Raw genomic sequence first — 16,722 nt, 5'->3', positions numbered from 1 at the left:
GTTCCCACGCTCAGCGTGGGAATGCATCCTGTGGCGCTCTGCGCCACGCTTTCAAGAGCGGACGCAGAGCGTCCAAAGCGGCGTTCCCACGCGGAGCGTGGGAACGATCATCAGCGGCCGCCATTGCGCTCGGCATTGCGGATCGAAATCTGCGTATTCAACGTCCAGAAGTCATACAGCACCCCCACCAGGAACAAACCGCCGGTCAGCAGGTAGATCAGGCCGGTGATCCATTTGCCCTGGTACATGCGGTGCACACCGAACACCCCCAGGAACGTCAACAGAATCCAGGCCACGTTGTATTCGATGGGCCCGGCGGTAAACCGCAGGTCGGCTTCACGGTCCATGGCCGGGATCAGGAACAGGTCGATCAGCCAGCCAATGCCCAGCAGGCCGAAGGTGAAAAACCAGATCGTGCCGGTCACCGGTTTGCCGTAATAGAAGCGGTGCGCGCCGGTAAATCCAAAAATCCAGAGCAGGTAACCGATCACCTTACTGTGCGTGTCGTGCTGCGAAACATCTTGCCGATAGGTGTTCATGGCGTACCTCTTTTGCCTCGATAGATAAATATTTTCATTTTCTTTGTGACTTTTTTACGGGCGCCCGACGTGTGGCCGATGGTATCTTCCCTCCCGCAAAGCCTTATGCCACCTGACTTGTGTAGGACAATTGCGGCGATTCGTCGCGTTTTTGCTGACTTTGACCCCAAGGTTCAATCGACAAACGGCCTTATAACGACACAAAAAGCTGTTATAAAGTTGCGCGCAAACCAAAAAGAGCCACGCCTAATGCGACCATTTTTCAAGACATGGCTAACCATTTGCCTATTAATGCCACTGGCCGCCCACGCCACCAATCGTGAGCAACGACTTCCGAACGTTAATGGTTTCACCCCTAAAGTTCACAGCACACCCGGCACCAGCAAAGCGGTCAAACTGACCGTCAACCGCCCGACTCAACTGAGCAAGGCCCACGCTAACGGCCTGGTCGGCGTCAACACCAAGCAAAGCAGCAATGTCCTCAGCCGCGCCGTCAACGTGCTCGGTACCCCTTATCGTTGGGGCGGCAGCAGCCCAAGTAAAGGGTTCGATTGCAGCGGCTTGGTGAAATATGCGTTTAACGACGTTGCCGCAGTAGACCTGCCGCGCACTTCCAATGCCATGGCCGCCGGCCACGGGCAGAAGGTTGATCGCAAGGACTTGAAGCCGGGCGACCTGTTGTTCTTCAAACTGAAGAGCCGCCAGGTCAACCACGTTGCCATCTACCTGGGCAACGACCGCTTTATCCACGCACCGCGTCGCGGCAAGTCGGTGAGCATCGACACGCTGAAGAAACCGTTCTGGAACAAGAACTACGTGATTGCCAAGCGCGTTTTGCCGAAAGAGCAGAACAACCTGCGGGTTGTGCAACGCTGATCAGCCCCCGATCGTTCCCACGCTCCGCGTGGGGACGCATCCTGTGACGCTCTGCGTCACGACCTTTAAGAGCGGACGCGGAGCGTCCAGGGCGGCATTCCCACGCGGAGCGTGGGAGCGATCAGATGTCTGTGGGCACCCTCGCCCTCTCCCGCGCATCCTCCCGGCTGACTAGCCCCTCGCCCACCAGCGCCTTCAAGCTCATATCCAGCGTCTTCATGCCCAACGCCCCGCCGGTCTGGATCGCCGAGACCAGCTGCGCCACCTTGTCCTCACGAATCAAATTGCGAACCGCCGGTGTGCCCAGCATGATCTCGTGAGCCGCCACGCGCCCGCCGCCGAGTTTTTTCACCAGCACCTGGGACACCACCGCCTGCAACGACTCCGCCAGCATCGAGCGGACCATGGCCTTTTCCCCTGCCGGAAACACATCCACCAGCCGATCCACGGTCTTGGCCGCCGATGCGGTGTGCAGGGTGCCAAAGACCAGGTGTCCGGTCTCTGCTGCCGTCAGGGCCAGGCGGATGGTTTCCAGGTCGCGCAGCTCGCCCAGCAGAATCACATCCGGGTCTTCCCGCAGCGCCGAGCGCAACGCCGCCGAAAAGCTGTGGGTATCACGGTGCACCTGGCGCTGGTTGATCAGCGCGTTTTTTGGCCTGTGGATAAATTCGATGGGGTCTTCCAGGGTGAGGATGTGCTGGCGCCGATGCTGATTGAGGTAGTCGATCATCGCCGCCAGGGTGGTGGACTTGCCCGAACCGGTCGGCCCGGTGACCAGCACCAGGCCACGGGGCAGTTGGGCGATACGCTGGAAGACTTCCCCCAGGCCCAGGCTTTGCAGGCTCTGGACCTCATGGGGAATGGTGCGAAACACCGCGCCCATGCCGCGATCCTGCTGGAACACATTCACCCGGAACCGCGCCACGCCCGGCAGCTCGAAGGCAAAATCCGTTTCAAGAGATGTTTCGAAATCCTTTTGCTGGTGTTGATTGAGCAAAGGGCTGAGCAGATCCGCCACCTGGGGCGCAGACAGCACCGGCCAATCCAGCGGCCAGACCTCGCCATCCACACGCAGCATCGGCGCCAGGCCAGCCGACAAATGCAGGTCGGACGCGCCACGACGTACGCCTGCCGTCAGCAGTTCAGTGATATCCATAGGGCTTTCCATTTCCAGTAGAATGCCGCGGACTCCATGTCCACGGGCGCATCTTGAATGTCCACGATAGCAGACAACATCGAGCTGGTTAGCCAGCGTATCCGCGCCGCCGCCGACGCCGCCCAGCGTGACGCAAACAGCGTCCACCTGCTGGCCGTGAGCAAGACCAAACCCGCCCAGGCCGTGCGTGAAGCCTACGCCGCCGGGATGCGCGATTTTGGCGAAAACTATCTGCAGGAAGCCTTGGGCAAACAGGCCGAATTAACCGACCTGCCCTTGAGTTGGCACTTCATCGGCCCCATTCAATCGAACAAGACGCGCGCTATCGCCGAGAACTTCGCTTGGGTGCATTCCGTGGAACGCCTGAAAATCGCACAACGCCTGTCCGAACAACGCCCGGCTGACCTGCCACCGCTGAACATCTGCATCCAGGTCAACGTCAGTGGCGAAGCCAGCAAGTCCGGCTGTACGCCCGCCGACCTGCCGGCCCTGGCCCAGGCGATCAGTGCCCTGCCGCGCTTGCAACTGCGGGGTTTGATGGCGATTCCCGAGCCGACTGAAGATCGTGCCGCGCAAGATGCAGCCTTTGCCACCGTGCGTGAGCTGCAAGCCGGTTTGAATCTGCCGCTCGACACACTTTCCATGGGCATGAGCCACGACCTTGAGTCAGCCATCGCCCAAGGCGCCACCTGGGTGCGGATCGGTACTGCACTGTTTGGCGCCCGCGACTACGGCCAGCCGTGAAATGGCTGACTTTTCACTGAATAAGGACCTGTCATGAGCAACACGCGTATTGCCTTTATCGGCGCCGGTAACATGGCGGCCAGCCTGATCGGTGGCCTGCGGGCCAAGGGCCTGGATGCCACGCAGATCCGCGCCAGCGACCCGGGTGCCGACACCCGCGCCCGCGTCAGCGCCGAGCACGGTATCGAAACCTTCGCCGACAACGCCGAAGCCATCCAGGGCGTCGATGTGATCGTGCTGGCGGTCAAGCCGCAGGCCATGAAAGCCGTGTGCGAAAGCCTGCGCCCGAGCCTGCAACCGCAGCAACTGGTGGTGTCCATCGCCGCTGGCATTACCTGCGCCAGTATGAACAACTGGCTCGGCGCCCAGCCGATCGTGCGCTGCATGCCCAACACCCCGTCGCTGCTGCGCCAGGGCGTGAGCGGCCTGTACGCCACCGCCGAAGTCAGCGCCGCACAACGGGATCAAGCCCAGGAACTGCTGTCCGCCGTGGGCATCGCCCTGTGGCTGGAAACCGAGCAGCAACTGGATGCGGTCACCGCCGTGTCCGGCAGCGGCCCGGCGTATTTCTTCCTGCTGATCGAAGCCATGACCGCCGCCGGCGTGAAGCTGGGCTTGCCGCAGGAAATCGCCAAACAGCTGTCGGAACAAACCGCACTGGGCGCAGCAAAAATGGCCGTGACCAGCGACGTCGACGCCGCCGAACTGCGCCGCCGTGTGACCTCGCCGGGCGGCACCACGCAAGCCGCCATCGAATCCTTCCAGGCCGGGGGCTTTGAAGCCCTGGTGGAAACAGCACTGGGTGCCGCAGCACATCGTTCGGCGGAAATGGCCGAGCAGCTGGGCAAATAAAGAGTCGTCCCAATCAAGGAATCAAACATGCTTGGCCTTAATGACGCGCTTATTTTCATCATCCAGACCCTCGGCAGCCTGTACCTGCTGATCGTGCTGATGCGTTTTATCCTGCAACTGGTGCGGGCGAACTTCTACAACCCGCTGTGCCAATTCGTGGTCAAGGCCACCCAGCCGCTGCTCAAGCCGCTGCGCCGGATCGTGCCGAGTATGTTCGGCCTGGACATGTCGTCGCTGGTGCTGGCGCTGCTGCTGCAGATCGTGCTGTTTGCCGTGGTGCTGTTGCTCAAGGGCTTCCTGCCCTACACCGTGCTGCTGTTGCCATGGGCGCTGATCGGTATCTTCTCGCTGTTTTTGAAGATCATCTTCTGGTCGATGATCATCAGCGTGATCCTGTCCTGGGTCGCACCGGGCAGCCGCAGCCCTGGCGCCGAGCTGGTGTACCAGATCACCGAGCCGGTGCTGGCGCCGTTCCGCCGCTTGATCCCGAACCTGGGCGGCCTGGACATCTCGCCGATCTTCGCGTTTATCGCGATCCAGCTGATCCAGGGCTGGGTGATCCCGTACCTGGCTGACTTTGCAGCAATGCCCAAAATGCTGTTCGGGCTGATCTGACCCGCTGATCGTTCCCACGCTCCGCGTGGGAATGCAGCCTGGACGCTCTGCGTCCCATCGCGTGACGCAGAGCGTCACAAGCGGCGTTCCCACGCAGAGCGTGGGAACGATCGGCCGGGAAGGGTTTGCTTGCCGCTATCGGCCCCGCTCTTTAGACTTACGCCTCATTTAAACGAGAGCAGGGTCGATGCCAGCTGCCTTCCCCCCCGATTCTGTTGGACTGGTCGTGCCCCAAGTGGCGCACTTCAGCGAACCGCTGGCCTTGGCCTGTGGCCGTTCGCTGCCTGCCTATGACCTGATTTACGAAACCTACGGCCAACTGAACGCCACGGCCAGCAACGCCGTGCTGATCTGCCACGCCCTGTCCGGCCATCATCACGCCGCCGGTTTCCATTCTGCCGACGACCGTAAACCTGGTTGGTGGGACAGCTGCATCGGCCCCGGCAAGCCCATCGACACAGACAAGTTCTTTGTGGTCAGCCTGAACAACCTCGGCGGCTGCAACGGTTCCACCGGCCCCAGCAGCCTCAACCCGGAAACCGGCAAGCCGTTCGGCGCCGACTTCCCGGTGCTCACCGTGGAAGACTGGGTGCACAGCCAGGCGCGCCTGGCCGACCTGCTGGGCATTAACCAGTGGGCCGCCGTGATCGGTGGCAGCCTGGGCGGCATGCAGGCCCTGCAATGGACCATCACTTACCCGGACCGCGTGCGCCATTGCCTGGCCATCGCCTCGGCACCGAAGTTGTCGGCGCAGAACATCGCCTTCAACGAAGTGGCGCGCCAGGCGATCCTCACCGACCCCGAGTTCCACGGCGGTTCGTTCCAGGAAGCCGGGGTGATCCCCAAGCGTGGCCTGATGCTGGCTCGGATGGTCGGGCACATCACCTACCTGTCCGATGACTCCATGGGCGAAAAATTCGGCCGTGGCCTCAAGAGCGAGAAGCTCAACTACGACTTCCACAGCGTCGAGTTCCAGGTGGAAAGCTACCTGCGTTATCAGGGCGAGGAGTTCTCCGGGCGTTTCGACGCCAACACCTACCTGCTGATGACCAAGGCCCTGGACTACTTCGACCCGGCCGCCAACCACGACGACGACCTGGCAAAAACCTTCGAAGGCGCCACGGCCAAGTTCTGCGTGATGTCGTTCACCACCGACTGGCGCTTCTCGCCAGCGCGCTCGCGTGAACTGGTGGATGCCCTGATGGCCGCACGCAAAGACGTCTGCTACCTGGAGATCGACGCTCCGCAAGGCCACGACGCCTTCCTGATCCCGATCCCGCGCTACCTGCAAGCGTTCAGCAACTACATGAACCGAATCGTATTGTGAGAAAGCCATGAGAGCCGACCTGGACATCATCCAAGACTGGATCCCCGCCGGCAGCCGCGTGCTCGACCTGGGCTGCGGCGATGGCGAACTGCTGAGCTGGCTGCGGGACAACAAGCAAGTCACCGGCTACGGCCTGGAAAACGACCCGGACAACATCGCCCAGTGCGTGGCCAAGGGCATCAACGTGATCGAGCAGGACCTGGACAAGGGCCTGGGCAACTTTGCCAGCAACAGCTTCGATATCGTGGTGATGACCCAGGCCCTGCAAGCGGTGCACTATCCGGATCGCATCCTCGACGAAATGCTGCGCGTCGGCCGCCAGTGCATCATCACCTTCCCCAACTTCGGGCATTGGCGTTGCCGTTGGTACCTGGCCACCAAGGGCCGCATGCCGGTCTCGGATTTCCTGCCGTACACGTGGTACAACACGCCCAACATCCACTTCTGCACCTTCGAAGACTTCGAAGCCCTGTGTGGCGAACGCGAAGCCAAGGTGATCAACCGCCTTGCCGTCGATCAACAGCACCGCCACGGCTGGGCGAGTAAACTATGGCCCAACCTGTTGGGCGAAATTGGTATCTACCGGGTCAGCAGCCCTGGCCTGACCGACCACAAGATTGCCGTCTAATCATTTTCAAGAGGGATGATCATGAGTCGCTTGGCTATTTTTCTATTGACCGCGTGCCTGGGCACCAGCGCCATCGCAGCGGACTCTATCGACGCTAACCGCAAGAAAGACTTCGGTGACATCACCGTTCACTACAACACCTTCACCTCCAGCTTCCTGCCACCGGAAACCGCCCAGAAGATCGGCGTGGTGCGCAGCAAGGAGAAGGGCCTGATCAACGTGACCGTGATCAAGGGCGTTGCCCCAGTAGCGGCGCAAGTGACCGGCACCATCAAGGACCTGGGCGGCAAGAGCGAGGTCCTGACCTTCAAGCAGATTACCGAGAAAAGCGGGGTCAGTTACCTCGCGCCCTACTCCGTCACGCAGCGTGAATACAAGACGTTTACCATCAACGTTGAAACCGGCGGCAAAGCCCATAGCTTCCAATTCAACCAAGAACAGTTCCCGGCCGAATGATGAAACTCACCCAACTCGTACTGGCCAGCCATAACGCCGGCAAACTCAAGGAACTGCAGGCCATGCTCGGCGAATCGGTGCAATTGCGCTCGATTGGCGAGTTCAGCCAGGTAGAGCCGGAAGAAACCGGCCTGTCGTTCGTCGAGAACGCCATCCTCAAGGCGCGCAATGCTGCACGCATCTCCGGCCTGCCGGCGCTGGCCGACGACTCGGGTTTGGCGGTGGACTTCCTCGGCGGCGCACCGGGTATCTATTCGGCGCGTTATGCCGATGGCAAGGGCGACGCGGCCAACAACGCCAAGCTGCTGGACGCCCTCAAGGACGTGCCGGACGCCGAGCGTGGCGCGCAGTTCGTCTGCGTGCTGGCCCTGGTGCGCCACGCCGACGACCCGTTACCGATTCTGTGCGAAGGCCTGTGGCACGGGCGCATCCTGCATGCGGCCAGCGGTGAGCATGGCTTTGGCTACGACCCGCTGTTCTGGGTGCCGGAGCGCAATGTCTCCAGCGCCGAACTGAGCCCGGCCGACAAGAACCAGATCAGCCACCGCGCCCGCGCAATGGATTTGCTGCGCCAACGCCTGAGCCTGAAATGACCCAAAACACCTCTGCGCAGCCGCTGATCCACGGCGGCGCGCAAACTCCACGGGCGGCCCTGCCCCTGCTGCCGCCCCTGGCGCTGTACATCCACATTCCGTGGTGCGTGCGCAAATGCCCTTACTGCGACTTCAACTCCCACACCGCCAGCAAAGTGCTGCCGGAGGAAGAGTATGTGGACGCGCTGCTGGCCGACCTCGATCAAGACCTGCACGCCGTTTACGGTCGCGAACTGAGTTCGATCTTCTTCGGTGGCGGCACGCCGAGCCTGTTCAGTGCGGCGGCCCTGGGCCGCTTGCTCAAGGGCGTGGAAGCGCGCATCCCGTTTGCCGGCGATATCGAGATCACCCTGGAAGCCAACCCCGGCACCTTCGAACAAGAGAAGTTCGTGGCGTACCGCAAGCTGGGGATCAACCGCCTGTCCATCGGCATCCAGAGTTTCCAGCAGGAAAAACTCGAGGCCCTGGGCCGCATCCACAATGGCGACGAAGCCGTACGCGCGGCGGGCATGGCGCGCCAGGCCGGGTTCGACAACTTCAACCTGGACCTGATGCACGGCTTGCCCGATCAGTCCCTGGACGACGCCCTGAGCGACCTGCGCCAGGCCATCGCGCTGAAGCCGACGCATTTGTCGTGGTACCAGCTGACCCTGGAACCCAACACGGTGTTCTGGAACCAGCCGCCTGCGCTGCCGGAAGACGACACGTTGTGGGACATCCAGGAAGCCGGCCAGGCGCTACTTGCCGAGCATGGTTACGCGCAATACGAAGTGTCAGCCTATGCCCAACCGGGTCGCCCGGCGCGGCACAACCTGAACTACTGGAGCTTTGGCGACTTTATCGGCATCGGCGCCGGCGCTCACGGCAAGCTCAGCCATCCGGACGGGCGCATCGTGCGCACCTGGAAGACCCGCGCACCGAAGGACTACCTCAACCCGGCGAAAAACTTCCAGGCCGGCGCGAAAGAACTGACCAATGAGGAGCTGCCGTTCGAGTTCCTGATGAACGCCTTGCGCCTGACCGAAGGCGTCGAAGCCAAGCTGTACGCCGAGCGCACCGGCCTGGACCTGGCCAGCCTGGATGAAGGCCGTCGCGAGGCCGAACAAAGTGGCTTAATGCAGGTCGAACCGTCACGCCTGGCGGCGACCGACCGCGGGCAACTCTTTCTCAATGACCTGTTGCAGACGTTTTTGAGCTGAAGCTCTTAAGGAAATCGAATGGATTTGGTACTCGACCTGCTCGCCACCGTATCCCGCTGGAGCCGTAGCAACCTATCGGAAATCTCCCTGGCCCTGGTGGGCTGCTTGCTGGTGCTGTTTGGTGCCGACATCAAGGGCTGGGTCGAAGCCCGCCTGGGCAGCGTGGCCGGTGCGTTGCGCGTCCCGTTGATGGCGTTGCTGTGCATGATTGGCAGCGGTGCGGCGTTGATCTACGCCACGCCGTGGATTGTGCGGGGGTTGAGCCAGTTCAATAACTACAGCCTGGCGCCGGTGCTAGTGGTTGTATTGGTACTGATTGGCGTAGTCGCCGACCGCCGCTGACCCCGAGCACACCGAGAAGCAAATGTGGGAGCGGGCTTGCTCGCGAATGCGGAGTATCAGTCACTGAAGTTGTCGACTGATCCACCGCATTCGCGAGCAAGCCCGCTCCCACAGTTGATTGCATTTCAAATTTCTAGCTGGTTAAGCCAGCTTTTCGAACTTCAAATCCCACACCCCATGCCCGAGTCGCTCGCCGCGACGTTCGAACTTGGTGATCGGCCGCTCGGCCGGGCGCGGCACGCATTTGCCGTCTTCGGCCAGGTTGCGATAGCCAGGCGCTACATCCATCACTTCCAGCATGTATTCCGCATACGGTTCCCAGTCGGTGGCCATGTGCAGGATGCCGCCCACTTTCAGCTTGCTGCGCACCAGTTCCGCGAAGGAGGCCTGGACGATGCGGCGCTTGTGGTGACGGGATTTGTGCCATGGGTCCGGGAAGAACAGCATCAGGCGGTCGAGGCTGTTGTCGGCGATGCAGCGGTTGAGCACTTCAATCGCGTCGCAGTCGTAGACCCGCAGGTTGGTCAGGCCTTGCGTCAGCACGCCATTGAGCAGCGCGCCCACACCCGGGCGGTGCACTTCAACGCCGATGAAATCCTGCTCCGGCGCGGCCGCAGCCATTTCCAGCAGGGAGTGGCCCATGCCGAAGCCGATTTCCAGGGAACGCGGGGCCGAACGGCCGAACACCTGGTCGTAGTCCACCGGCGTATCCGCCAGCGGCAACACGAACAGCGGCGTACCTTGCTCCAGGCCCTTTTGCTGGCCTTCGGTCATGCGACCGGCGCGCATCACAAAACTCTTGATGCGGCGGTGCTTGGACTCGTCGCCCTCTTCCACGGTGTTCGGCGTTTCGTTTGATTCAGTCATCATGGCTCTTACTTGATCAGACCATCCAGCGGCGAAGAGGCGCTGGCGTAGAGTTTTTTCGGCATGCGCCCGGCGAGGTAGGCCAGGCGGCCTGCGACGATCGCATGTTGCATGGCTTCAGCCATCATGATCGGTTGCTGGGCGTGGGCGATGGCCGAGTTCATCAGCACCGCGTCGCAGCCCAGCTCCATGGCAATGGTCGCGTCGGAGGCAGTGCCCACGCCCGCATCCACCAGCACCGGGATCTTGGCTTCTTCGAGGATGATCTGCAGGTTGTACGGGTTGCAGATCCCCAGGCCGGAACCGATCAGGCCGGCCAGCGGCATCACGGCGATGCAGCCGATTTCTGCCAGTTGGCGGGCGATGATCGGGTCGTCGCTGGTGTAGACCATCACGTCGAAGCCTTCCTTGACCAGCGTCTCGGCGGCCTTGAGGGTTTCGATCACGTTGGGGAACAGGGTTTTCTGGTCGGCCAGCACTTCCAGCTTCACCAGGTTGTGGCCGTCGAGCAGCTCACGGGCCAGGCGGCAGGTGCGCACGGCTTCGATGGCGTCGTAGCAGCCGGCGGTGTTCGGCAGGAAGGTGTAGCGATCCGGCGACAGCACTTCGAGCAGGTTCGGCTCGCCTTCGATCTGGCCCAGGTTGGTGCGGCGCACGGCGAAGGTGACGATCTCGGCGCCCGAGGCTTCGATGGCCAGGCGGGTTTCTTCCATGTCGCGGTACTTGCCGGTGCCGACCAGCAGACGGGACTGGTAGGTACGACCGGCCAGGACGAAGGGCTTGTCGCTACGAACGATGCTCATGGGAAATCCTCGGAATGGGGTGAGGTTCTGCAGAATTCAGGAAGTTGCGCGACTAGCCGCCGCCGATGGCGTGGACCACTTCGATCTGGTCACCTTCGCTGAGCGCGGTCTCGGCGTGCAGGCTGCGCGGGACGATATCCAGGTTGAGCTCCACTGCGACGCGACGCCCGGTCAGGTCCAGGCGGGTCAGCAGGGCCGCAACGGTTTCACCGTCGGGCAGTTCAAAGGGTTCGCCGTTCAACTGAATGCGCATGCCGCGGGCCGCCATCGTTTTTAGGGGCCAGCATTCTAGCCCGATCAACGTGGCTGACCCAAGTCCCTTGGTCAGGCGGCTTGCAAGCGGAACGCCGCCAGGCCCAGCAGGAACCAGCCGAGCAGGAACGCCAGGCCGCCAAACGGAGTGATGATGCCGAGCTTGCTGATGCCGGTCATGGTCAGCACATACAGGCTGCCGGAGAACAGCAGGATGCCGACCACGAACGACACGCCTGCCCACGTGACCAAACGCCCCGGCAGGTGCGCCGCCAGCAGCGCCACGCCGAACAGGGCCAGGGTGTGCACCAGTTGGTAGGTGACGCCGGTGTGGAAGATCGCCAGGTATTCGGCGCTCAGGCGGTTTTTCAGGCCATGGGCGGCGAAGGCGCCAAGGGCGACACCGGTGAAGCCGAAAAAGGCCGCCAACATCAGAAAGCCACGCAGCATGAGGAACTCCAGTCACAAGGGGCAGGGTCTGTATAATGGCCCGCTCAACGGGTTCGGCCAAGCCATCTCTATGCTGCGTCTCCTCTTCAGTCGTTTTCTCAAAGTCGTGAAATGGTTTGCCATCGGCAGTGTCCTGCTGGTGCTGCTGTTGCGTGTCGTGCCGCCGCCGTTCACCGCGCTGATGGTAGAGCGCAAGATCGAATCCTGGTTCGACGGCGAGCCCATTGACCTGCAACGCACCTGGGTGCCGTGGGATGAGATCTCCGACGAGCTGAAAGTGGCGGTGATGGCCGGTGAAGACCAGCGCTTCCCGCAGCACTGGGGCTTTGACTTCGGCGCGATCCAGGCGGCGATCCTGCACAACGAGCGCGGCGGTTCGATTCGCGGCGCCAGCACCTTGAGCCAGCAGGTGTCGAAAAACCTGTTCCTGTGGGCCGGCCGCAGTTATCTGCGCAAAGGCCTGGAGGCCTGGTTTACCGCGCTGACCGAAATCCTGTGGCCCAAGCAGCGGATTCTTGAGGTGTACCTCAACAGCGTGGAATGGGATGAAGGCGTGTTTGGCGCAGAAGCGGCGGCGCGGCACCACTTTGGCGTGAGTGCCAAGGCGCTGTCCCGCCAACAGGCCAGCTATCTGGCGGCGGTGCTGCCCAACCCGCGGGTGTGGAGTGCCAGCCATCCGACGGCGTATGTGGCACGGCGCGCGGCGTGGATTCGTCAGCAGATGAGTCAGTTGGGGGGTGATGGCTACTTGCTTGAGCTCAACAACGCCCGCAAAGCCCCCTGGTCCGACTGACACAACACAGAAACAAATGTGGGAGCGGGCTTGCTCGCGAAAGCGGTGTATCAGTCAACATTTCTGGCGACTGAGACTCCGTCTTCGCGAGCAAGCCCGCTCCCACATTTCGATCGTGTTGGTTTCGAAACCCGCGCTTTAGGCAGCGATCGACAGTTTCAGCTTGTTCATCGCGCTCTTCTCAAGCTGACGAATCCGCTCGGCCGACACGTTGTACTTCTGCGCCAGGTCGTGCAGCGTGGCTTTGTCTTCTGCCAGCCAACGCTGGTAGAGGATGTCACGGCTGCGGTCGTCCAGCACTTCCAGCGCTTCGTGCAGGTTGTGGTTGGAGTTGTCGCTCCAGTCCGCATCCTCCAGTTGACGCGCCGGGTCGTAGCGGTGGTCTTCCAGGTAGTTGGCCGGCGATTGGAAGGCGCTGTCGTCATCCGCTTCGGCGGCTGGGTCGAAGGCCATGTCATGGCCGGTCAGGCGGCTTTCCATCTCGCGCACTTCACGGGGCTCCACGCCGAGGCTTTCGGCCACGCGGTGGACTTCCTCGTTGTTCAGCCACGCCAGGCGTTTTTTCTGGCTGCGCAGGTTGAAGAACAGTTTGCGCTGGGCCTTGGTGGTCGCGACTTTCACGATGCGCCAGTTGCGCAGGATGAACTCGTGGATTTCCGCCTTGATCCAGTGCACGGCAAACGACACCAGACGCACGCCCATTTCAGGGTTGAAGCGTTTCACCGCCTTCATCAGGCCGACGTTGCCTTCCTGGATCAGGTCAGCCTGCGCCAGGCCGTAGCCGCTATAGCTACGGGCGATATGTACAACAAAACGCAGGTGGGCGAGCACCATCTGCCGAGCCGCCCCCAAATCCTGCTCATAGTAGAGACTCTCGGCCAGTTCACGCTCCTGCTCGGGCGTCAGCAATGGAATGCTGTTGACCGTGTGCACATACGCCTCCAGGTTTGCACCTGGGACCAGAGCATAAGCAGGTTGCAAAGAAGTGGTCATACGAAACCTCCGACTTACATAACTCGTGCAGTTCAGCACTGCGAAAATTGACCGGGAACCGTAGGACAAGTTCCCTAAACCACTGATACGGTCAATACAAACGAAACCACATTAATCTGACATTAACTACTTCGGTGCCAGCTCGCGTAAATGACGAGCGACCGCAATCCAAGCACCGATATACCCCAACAGCACTGCGCCAAGCAAGAGACTCAGACCATCGGCTACCGGCACGCCCGCCAGGGCGAAATCACTGCCGTACAAGCCAGCCAGCCCGACAACCGCGTCGTTCAGCCAGTCCAAGCCAAATGCCAGCACGCCCCAGGACAAAATCCCGGCGCCGAAGCCATAAAGCGCGCCCATGTACAGAAAAGGCCGACGCACATAGCTGTCCGTGCCGCCGACCAGTTTAATCACTTCTATCTCGGTGCGACGGTTTTCAATATGAAGACGAATGGTATTACCTATCACCAAAAGTAATGCAGACACCAACAGCACCGTCAGGCCGAACACAAAGCGGTCACCCAGCTTGAGGATCGCCGCCAGGCGCTCCACCCAGACTAGATCAAGTTGCGCCTGTTGCACCTTGGGCATCTCTGCGAGTTTTTGTCGCAGGGCTTCCAATGCAGGTTTGTCGACTTCATTCGGCGTCACCAACACCACGCCCGGCAGCGGGTTCTGCGGCAGCTCCTTGAGCGCCTCGCCCAGGCCGGACTGTTGCTGGAACTCCTCAAGGGCCTGGTCGCGGCTGATGTACTCGGCATCCGCTACGCCCGGCAGGTTCTTGATGTCGTCACGCAGGCCTTCGCCTTCCTTGGTGCTGGCATCGATATTGAGGTACAGCGAAATCTGCGCCGCACGCTGCCAGGAACCGCCGAGGCGCTCCACATTGTTCAGCAGCAGCGACAAGCCCATCGGCAGGCTCAGGGCCACAGCCATCACCAGGCAGGTGAAAAAGCTGCCGATTGGCTGCTTGCCCAGGCGACGCAGGCTGTCCAGCAGGCTGGCGCGGTGGCTTTCGATCCAGGCGCGCAGCAGCGTGCCGAAATCCGGGCCGTCGTCTTCGTCGTGTTTTTTCTTTTTCTGCGGTTGCGGGTCGGCCGGTTTCGGCGCCACGCGTTCGGAGACTTTAGGGCTGCGGGTAGCACTCATACGCCAGCCTCCCCGTCACCGATCAGGCGGCCGCGTTGCAGGGTCAGCATGCGGTGGCGCATGCGGGCGATCAGCGCCAGGTCGTGACTGGCGATCAATACGCTGGTGCCCAGGCGGTTGATGTCTTCGAACACGCCCATGATTTCTGCGGCCAAACGCGGGTCGAGGTTACCGGTGGGTTCGTCCGCCAGCAGCAAGGCCGGGCGGTGGACGATGGCGCGGGCAATACCGACGCGCTGTTGCTGGCCGGTGGACAGGTCGCCGGGATAGAGGTCGGTCTTGTCCGACAGCGCCACGCGCTCCAGGGCCGAGTCCACGCGTTTGACGATCTCGGCCTTGGACAGCCCGAGGATCTGCAACGGCAGGGCAATGTTGTTGAACACCGTGCGATCGAACAGCAACTGGTGGTTCTGGAACACCACGCCGATCTGGCGGCGCAGGTACGGAATCTGCGCATTGCTGATGGTGGCCAGGTCCTGGCCGGCCAGCAGCAGTTTGCCGGTGGTCGGGCGTTCCATGGCCAGCAGCAGGCGCAACAAGGTACTTTTACCGGCGCCGGAGTGCCCGGTGACAAACAAGAATTCGCCGCGACGCACTCGAAAGCTCAGCTCATGCAAGCCCACATGCCCGTTGGCATAGCGTTTACCGACCTGTTCGAATCGAATCATGGACGCTCCCGCTCGGCGAAAAGTGCCTGGACAAAGGGTTCGGCTTCAAAGGTACGCAGGTCGTCGATACCTTCACCGACGCCGATATAACGAATGGGCAGGCCGAACTGCTTGGCCAGGGCGAAGATCACGCCGCCCTTGGCCGTGCCGTCGAGCTTAGTCAATGCCAGGCCGGTCAGTTGCACCGTCTGGTTGAATTGTTTGGCCTGGCTGATGGCGTTCTGCCCGGTGCCGGCGTCGAGCACCAGCAATACTTCGTGCGGGGCGTCTGCGTCGAGCTTGCCGATCACGCGGCGGACTTTCTTCAGCTCTTCCATCAAATTGTCTTTGGTGTGCAGGCGACCGGCGGTGTCGGCGATCAGCACATCAATGTTGCGCGCCTTGGCGGCTTGCACGGCATCGAAGATCACCGAGGCGGAATCGGCGCCCGTGTGCTGGGCGATCACCGGGATCTTGTTGCGCTCGCCCCACACTTGCAGCTGTTCTACCGCAGCGGCGCGGAAGGTGTCGCCCGCCGCCAGCATGACTTTCTTGCCTTCGGACTGCAGCTTCTTGGCCAGCTTGCCGATGGTGGTGGTCTTGCCGGCGCCGTTGACGCCCACGACCAGGATCACGAACGGCTTGTTCGGGGTGATCACCAGCGGTGCTTCCACCGGCTTGAGCATGGCGGCCAGCTCGGCTTGCAGGGATTTGTAGAGAGCGTCGGCGTCGGTCAACTGCTTGCGCGCGACCTTCTGCGTCAGGCTCTGGATGATCACGGCGGTGGCTTCGACGCCCACGTCGGCGGTGAGCAGACGGGTTTCGATGTCTTCCAGCAGCTCGTCATCAATGACCTTTTTGCCGAGGAACAGGCTGGCCATGCCTTCGCCGATGCTGGCGCTGGTCTTGCTCAGGCCTTGCTTGAGACGGGCGAAGAAGCCGGTCTTGCTGGTTTCGGCGGCAACCGGTTCGGGCTCAACCACAGCAGGAACGGCTGTTTCGACGACTGGCGCGGCTTCAACCACCACAGCCACCGGTTCAACCACGGCAGGGATCGGTGGTGCGACGTGTTCAGCCTGTACATCTTCAACCAGCGCCACCGGCTCTTCTGCCACGGGCAGCTCGGGCCATGGCTTGTGCTCTGGCTCTGGCTCTGGCTCAACGACTGGCGCCGGCTCGGCCTCAACCACCGGCTGCAACACCGGTTCAACCAGCGGCAACACCACTGGCGCCGGGGTCTCTACGACCGGTTCGGCTTCTACGATGGGCTCTGGGATAGGCTCAGGTTGAACCTGTGGCTGTTCGACGACGGTTTCCTGCGGCTTTTTGCGCAGCCATCCGAACAGGCCTTTCTTCTCGCCAGCCGCAGCTGGGGTCTTCTTGTCGTCGTTGGAACCAAACATGGAGGACGGCTATCTCAAGGTAGCGACGCGCCAGA

The 16,722-nt window shown here is 61.7% G+C and carries 21 protein-coding genes; 11 read left to right on the top strand and 10 right to left on the bottom strand.

The genetic code is table 11. The features are described 5' to 3' along the window. Nucleotides 1-110 precede the first annotated feature (110 nt). Nucleotides 111-539, bottom strand: a complete 429-nt coding sequence (locus ACZRMO_RS07575; RefSeq protein WP_017737767.1) for an NINE protein — start codon at nt 537-539, stop codon at nt 111-113. A 249-nt stretch (nt 540-788) separates the two neighbouring features. On the opposite strand from ACZRMO_RS07575, the gene ACZRMO_RS07570 reads away from it, so the two are divergent. Further along, a complete protein-coding gene (locus tag ACZRMO_RS07570; protein ID WP_463972416.1) occupies nt 789-1,415 on the top strand; it encodes a C40 family peptidase in 627 nt (208 codons plus the stop codon). Nucleotides 1,416-1,536: 121 nt separating this feature from the next. On the opposite strand, the gene ACZRMO_RS07565 is transcribed toward ACZRMO_RS07570, so the two are convergent. After that, complete coding sequence (locus ACZRMO_RS07565) at nt 1,537-2,571, bottom strand: type IV pilus twitching motility protein PilT (protein WP_463972415.1); 1,035 nt, start codon at nt 2,569-2,571, stop codon at nt 1,537-1,539. A 57-nt stretch (nt 2,572-2,628) separates the two neighbouring features. Here ACZRMO_RS07565 and ACZRMO_RS07560 point away from each other — a divergent pair, with 57 nt between their 5' ends. From ACZRMO_RS07560 to ACZRMO_RS07520, 9 genes are all read left to right on the top strand, one after another. Then, nucleotides 2,629-3,315: a YggS family pyridoxal phosphate-dependent enzyme gene (locus ACZRMO_RS07560; RefSeq protein WP_124527312.1), complete on the top strand. Its 687-nt coding sequence runs from the start codon at nt 2,629-2,631 to the stop codon at nt 3,313-3,315. Nucleotides 3,316-3,348: 33 nt separating this feature from the next. Further along, nucleotides 3,349-4,167, top strand: a complete 819-nt coding sequence (proC, locus tag ACZRMO_RS07555; RefSeq protein ID WP_463972414.1) for a pyrroline-5-carboxylate reductase — start codon at nt 3,349-3,351, stop codon at nt 4,165-4,167. 27 nt (nt 4,168-4,194) lie between these two features. Then, a complete protein-coding gene (locus tag ACZRMO_RS07550; RefSeq protein WP_463972413.1) occupies nt 4,195-4,782 on the top strand; it encodes a YggT family protein in 588 nt (195 codons plus the stop codon). 187 nt (nt 4,783-4,969) lie between these two features. Then, on the top strand, nt 4,970-6,109 hold the full coding sequence (gene metX / locus ACZRMO_RS07545; RefSeq protein ID WP_463972412.1) for a homoserine O-succinyltransferase MetX: 1,140 nt from the start codon (nt 4,970-4,972) through the stop codon (nt 6,107-6,109). Nucleotides 6,110-6,116: 7 nt separating this feature from the next. Next, complete coding sequence (gene metW, locus ACZRMO_RS07540; RefSeq protein ID WP_017735309.1) at nt 6,117-6,737, top strand: methionine biosynthesis protein MetW; 621 nt, start codon at nt 6,117-6,119, stop codon at nt 6,735-6,737. Between the two features lie 21 nt (nt 6,738-6,758). Further along, nucleotides 6,759-7,193, top strand: coding sequence for a DUF4426 domain-containing protein (locus ACZRMO_RS07535; RefSeq protein ID WP_124527316.1), 435 nt, complete (start codon nt 6,759-6,761; stop codon nt 7,191-7,193). After that, a complete protein-coding gene (gene rdgB, locus ACZRMO_RS07530) occupies nt 7,190-7,786 on the top strand; it encodes an RdgB/HAM1 family non-canonical purine NTP pyrophosphatase (RefSeq protein WP_176996771.1) in 597 nt (198 codons plus the stop codon). The genes ACZRMO_RS07535 and rdgB overlap by 4 nt, the downstream gene beginning before the upstream one ends. Next, on the top strand, nt 7,783-8,985 hold the full coding sequence (gene hemW, locus ACZRMO_RS07525; RefSeq protein WP_463972411.1) for a radical SAM family heme chaperone HemW: 1,203 nt from the start codon (nt 7,783-7,785) through the stop codon (nt 8,983-8,985). The genes rdgB and hemW overlap by 4 nt, the downstream gene beginning before the upstream one ends. Before the next feature lie 18 nt (nt 8,986-9,003). After that, complete coding sequence (locus ACZRMO_RS07520) at nt 9,004-9,327, top strand: DUF3392 domain-containing protein (protein ID WP_010207241.1); 324 nt, start codon at nt 9,004-9,006, stop codon at nt 9,325-9,327. A gap of 141 nt (nt 9,328-9,468) precedes the next feature. Here ACZRMO_RS07520 and trmB read toward each other — a convergent pair whose 3' ends face one another. The 4 genes from trmB to ACZRMO_RS07500 all read right to left on the bottom strand — a co-directional run bounded on the left by trmB (nt 9,469) and on the right by ACZRMO_RS07500 (nt 11,699). Next, a complete protein-coding gene (trmB, locus tag ACZRMO_RS07515; RefSeq protein ID WP_463972410.1) occupies nt 9,469-10,194 on the bottom strand; it encodes a tRNA (guanosine(46)-N7)-methyltransferase TrmB in 726 nt (241 codons plus the stop codon). A gap of 8 nt (nt 10,195-10,202) precedes the next feature. Further along, a complete protein-coding gene (locus ACZRMO_RS07510) occupies nt 10,203-10,997 on the bottom strand; it encodes a thiazole synthase (RefSeq protein ID WP_003234615.1) in 795 nt (264 codons plus the stop codon). Nucleotides 10,998-11,049: 52 nt separating this feature from the next. Continuing rightward, nucleotides 11,050-11,250, bottom strand: coding sequence for a sulfur carrier protein ThiS (gene thiS, locus ACZRMO_RS07505; RefSeq protein WP_026136943.1), 201 nt, complete (start codon nt 11,248-11,250; stop codon nt 11,050-11,052). A 71-nt stretch (nt 11,251-11,321) separates the two neighbouring features. After that, entirely contained in the window at nt 11,322-11,699 is a 378-nt protein-coding gene (locus ACZRMO_RS07500; protein WP_207040463.1) for a DUF423 domain-containing protein, read from the bottom strand. Between the two features lie 70 nt (nt 11,700-11,769). On the opposite strand from ACZRMO_RS07500, the gene mtgA reads away from it, so the two are divergent. Continuing rightward, nucleotides 11,770-12,492 (top strand): monofunctional biosynthetic peptidoglycan transglycosylase, encoded by a 723-nt coding sequence (gene mtgA / locus ACZRMO_RS07495; RefSeq protein WP_463972409.1) that lies wholly within the window; start codon nt 11,770-11,772, stop codon nt 12,490-12,492. 138 nt (nt 12,493-12,630) lie between these two features. Here the strand turns inward: mtgA and rpoH are convergent, their stop codons facing one another. The 4 genes from rpoH to ftsY form a co-directional block, all read right to left on the bottom strand. Then, a complete protein-coding gene (gene rpoH / locus ACZRMO_RS07490; RefSeq protein WP_016972967.1) occupies nt 12,631-13,485 on the bottom strand; it encodes an RNA polymerase sigma factor RpoH in 855 nt (284 codons plus the stop codon). 126 nt (nt 13,486-13,611) lie between these two features. After that, on the bottom strand, nt 13,612-14,637 hold the full coding sequence (gene ftsX / locus ACZRMO_RS07485) for a permease-like cell division protein FtsX (RefSeq protein WP_017737951.1): 1,026 nt from the start codon (nt 14,635-14,637) through the stop codon (nt 13,612-13,614). After that, nucleotides 14,634-15,305 (bottom strand): cell division ATP-binding protein FtsE, encoded by a 672-nt coding sequence (ftsE, locus tag ACZRMO_RS07480; protein WP_017737950.1) that lies wholly within the window; start codon nt 15,303-15,305, stop codon nt 14,634-14,636. Before ftsE ends, ftsX begins: the two co-directional genes overlap by 4 nt. Then, a complete protein-coding gene (gene ftsY / locus ACZRMO_RS07475; RefSeq protein WP_463972408.1) occupies nt 15,302-16,687 on the bottom strand; it encodes a signal recognition particle-docking protein FtsY in 1,386 nt (461 codons plus the stop codon). Before ftsY ends, ftsE begins: the two co-directional genes overlap by 4 nt. Nucleotides 16,688-16,722 lie beyond the last annotated feature (35 nt).

The sequence above is a fragment of the Pseudomonas sp. B611 genome, from assembly GCF_055407965.1.
Note: the sequence above shows the minus strand (reverse complement) of the source record. Positions and strands in the feature narration are given on the sequence as shown.

What these genes read in the sequence shown, in the direction of transcription:
- ACZRMO_RS07570 (WP_463972416.1), top strand. Translation starts at nt 789, where the DNA reads ATGCGACCATTTTTCAAGACATGGCTAACCATTTGCCTATTAATGCCA.
- ACZRMO_RS07520 (WP_010207241.1), top strand. Translation starts at nt 9,004, where the DNA reads ATGGATTTGGTACTCGACCTGCTCGCCACCGTATCCCGCTGGAGCCGT.
- ftsX (WP_017737951.1), bottom strand. Translation starts at nt 14,637, where the DNA reads ATGAGTGCTACCCGCAGCCCTAAAGTCTCCGAACGCGTGGCGCCGAAA.
- ACZRMO_RS07510 (WP_003234615.1), bottom strand. Translation starts at nt 10,997, where the DNA reads ATGAGCATCGTTCGTAGCGACAAGCCCTTCGTCCTGGCCGGTCGTACC.
- trmB (WP_463972410.1), bottom strand. Translation starts at nt 10,194, where the DNA reads ATGACTGAATCAAACGAAACGCCGAACACCGTGGAAGAGGGCGACGAG.
- ftsE (WP_017737950.1), bottom strand. Translation starts at nt 15,305, where the DNA reads ATGATTCGATTCGAACAGGTCGGTAAACGCTATGCCAACGGGCATGTG.
- proC (WP_463972414.1), top strand. Translation starts at nt 3,349, where the DNA reads ATGAGCAACACGCGTATTGCCTTTATCGGCGCCGGTAACATGGCGGCC.
- thiS (WP_026136943.1), bottom strand. Translation starts at nt 11,250, where the DNA reads ATGCGCATTCAGTTGAACGGCGAACCCTTTGAACTGCCCGACGGTGAA.
- ACZRMO_RS07550 (WP_463972413.1), top strand. Translation starts at nt 4,195, where the DNA reads ATGCTTGGCCTTAATGACGCGCTTATTTTCATCATCCAGACCCTCGGC.
- metX (WP_463972412.1), top strand. Translation starts at nt 4,970, where the DNA reads ATGCCAGCTGCCTTCCCCCCCGATTCTGTTGGACTGGTCGTGCCCCAA.
- metW (WP_017735309.1), top strand. Translation starts at nt 6,117, where the DNA reads ATGAGAGCCGACCTGGACATCATCCAAGACTGGATCCCCGCCGGCAGC.
- rpoH (WP_016972967.1), bottom strand. Translation starts at nt 13,485, where the DNA reads ATGACCACTTCTTTGCAACCTGCTTATGCTCTGGTCCCAGGTGCAAAC.
- ACZRMO_RS07500 (WP_207040463.1), bottom strand. Translation starts at nt 11,699, where the DNA reads ATGCTGCGTGGCTTTCTGATGTTGGCGGCCTTTTTCGGCTTCACCGGT.
- ACZRMO_RS07535 (WP_124527316.1), top strand. Translation starts at nt 6,759, where the DNA reads ATGAGTCGCTTGGCTATTTTTCTATTGACCGCGTGCCTGGGCACCAGC.
- ftsY (WP_463972408.1), bottom strand. Translation starts at nt 16,687, where the DNA reads ATGTTTGGTTCCAACGACGACAAGAAGACCCCAGCTGCGGCTGGCGAG.
- mtgA (WP_463972409.1), top strand. Translation starts at nt 11,770, where the DNA reads ATGCTGCGTCTCCTCTTCAGTCGTTTTCTCAAAGTCGTGAAATGGTTT.
- hemW (WP_463972411.1), top strand. Translation starts at nt 7,783, where the DNA reads ATGACCCAAAACACCTCTGCGCAGCCGCTGATCCACGGCGGCGCGCAA.
- ACZRMO_RS07565 (WP_463972415.1), bottom strand. Translation starts at nt 2,571, where the DNA reads ATGGATATCACTGAACTGCTGACGGCAGGCGTACGTCGTGGCGCGTCC.
- ACZRMO_RS07560 (WP_124527312.1), top strand. Translation starts at nt 2,629, where the DNA reads ATGTCCACGATAGCAGACAACATCGAGCTGGTTAGCCAGCGTATCCGC.
- ACZRMO_RS07575 (WP_017737767.1), bottom strand. Translation starts at nt 539, where the DNA reads ATGAACACCTATCGGCAAGATGTTTCGCAGCACGACACGCACAGTAAG.
- rdgB (WP_176996771.1), top strand. Translation starts at nt 7,190, where the DNA reads ATGATGAAACTCACCCAACTCGTACTGGCCAGCCATAACGCCGGCAAA.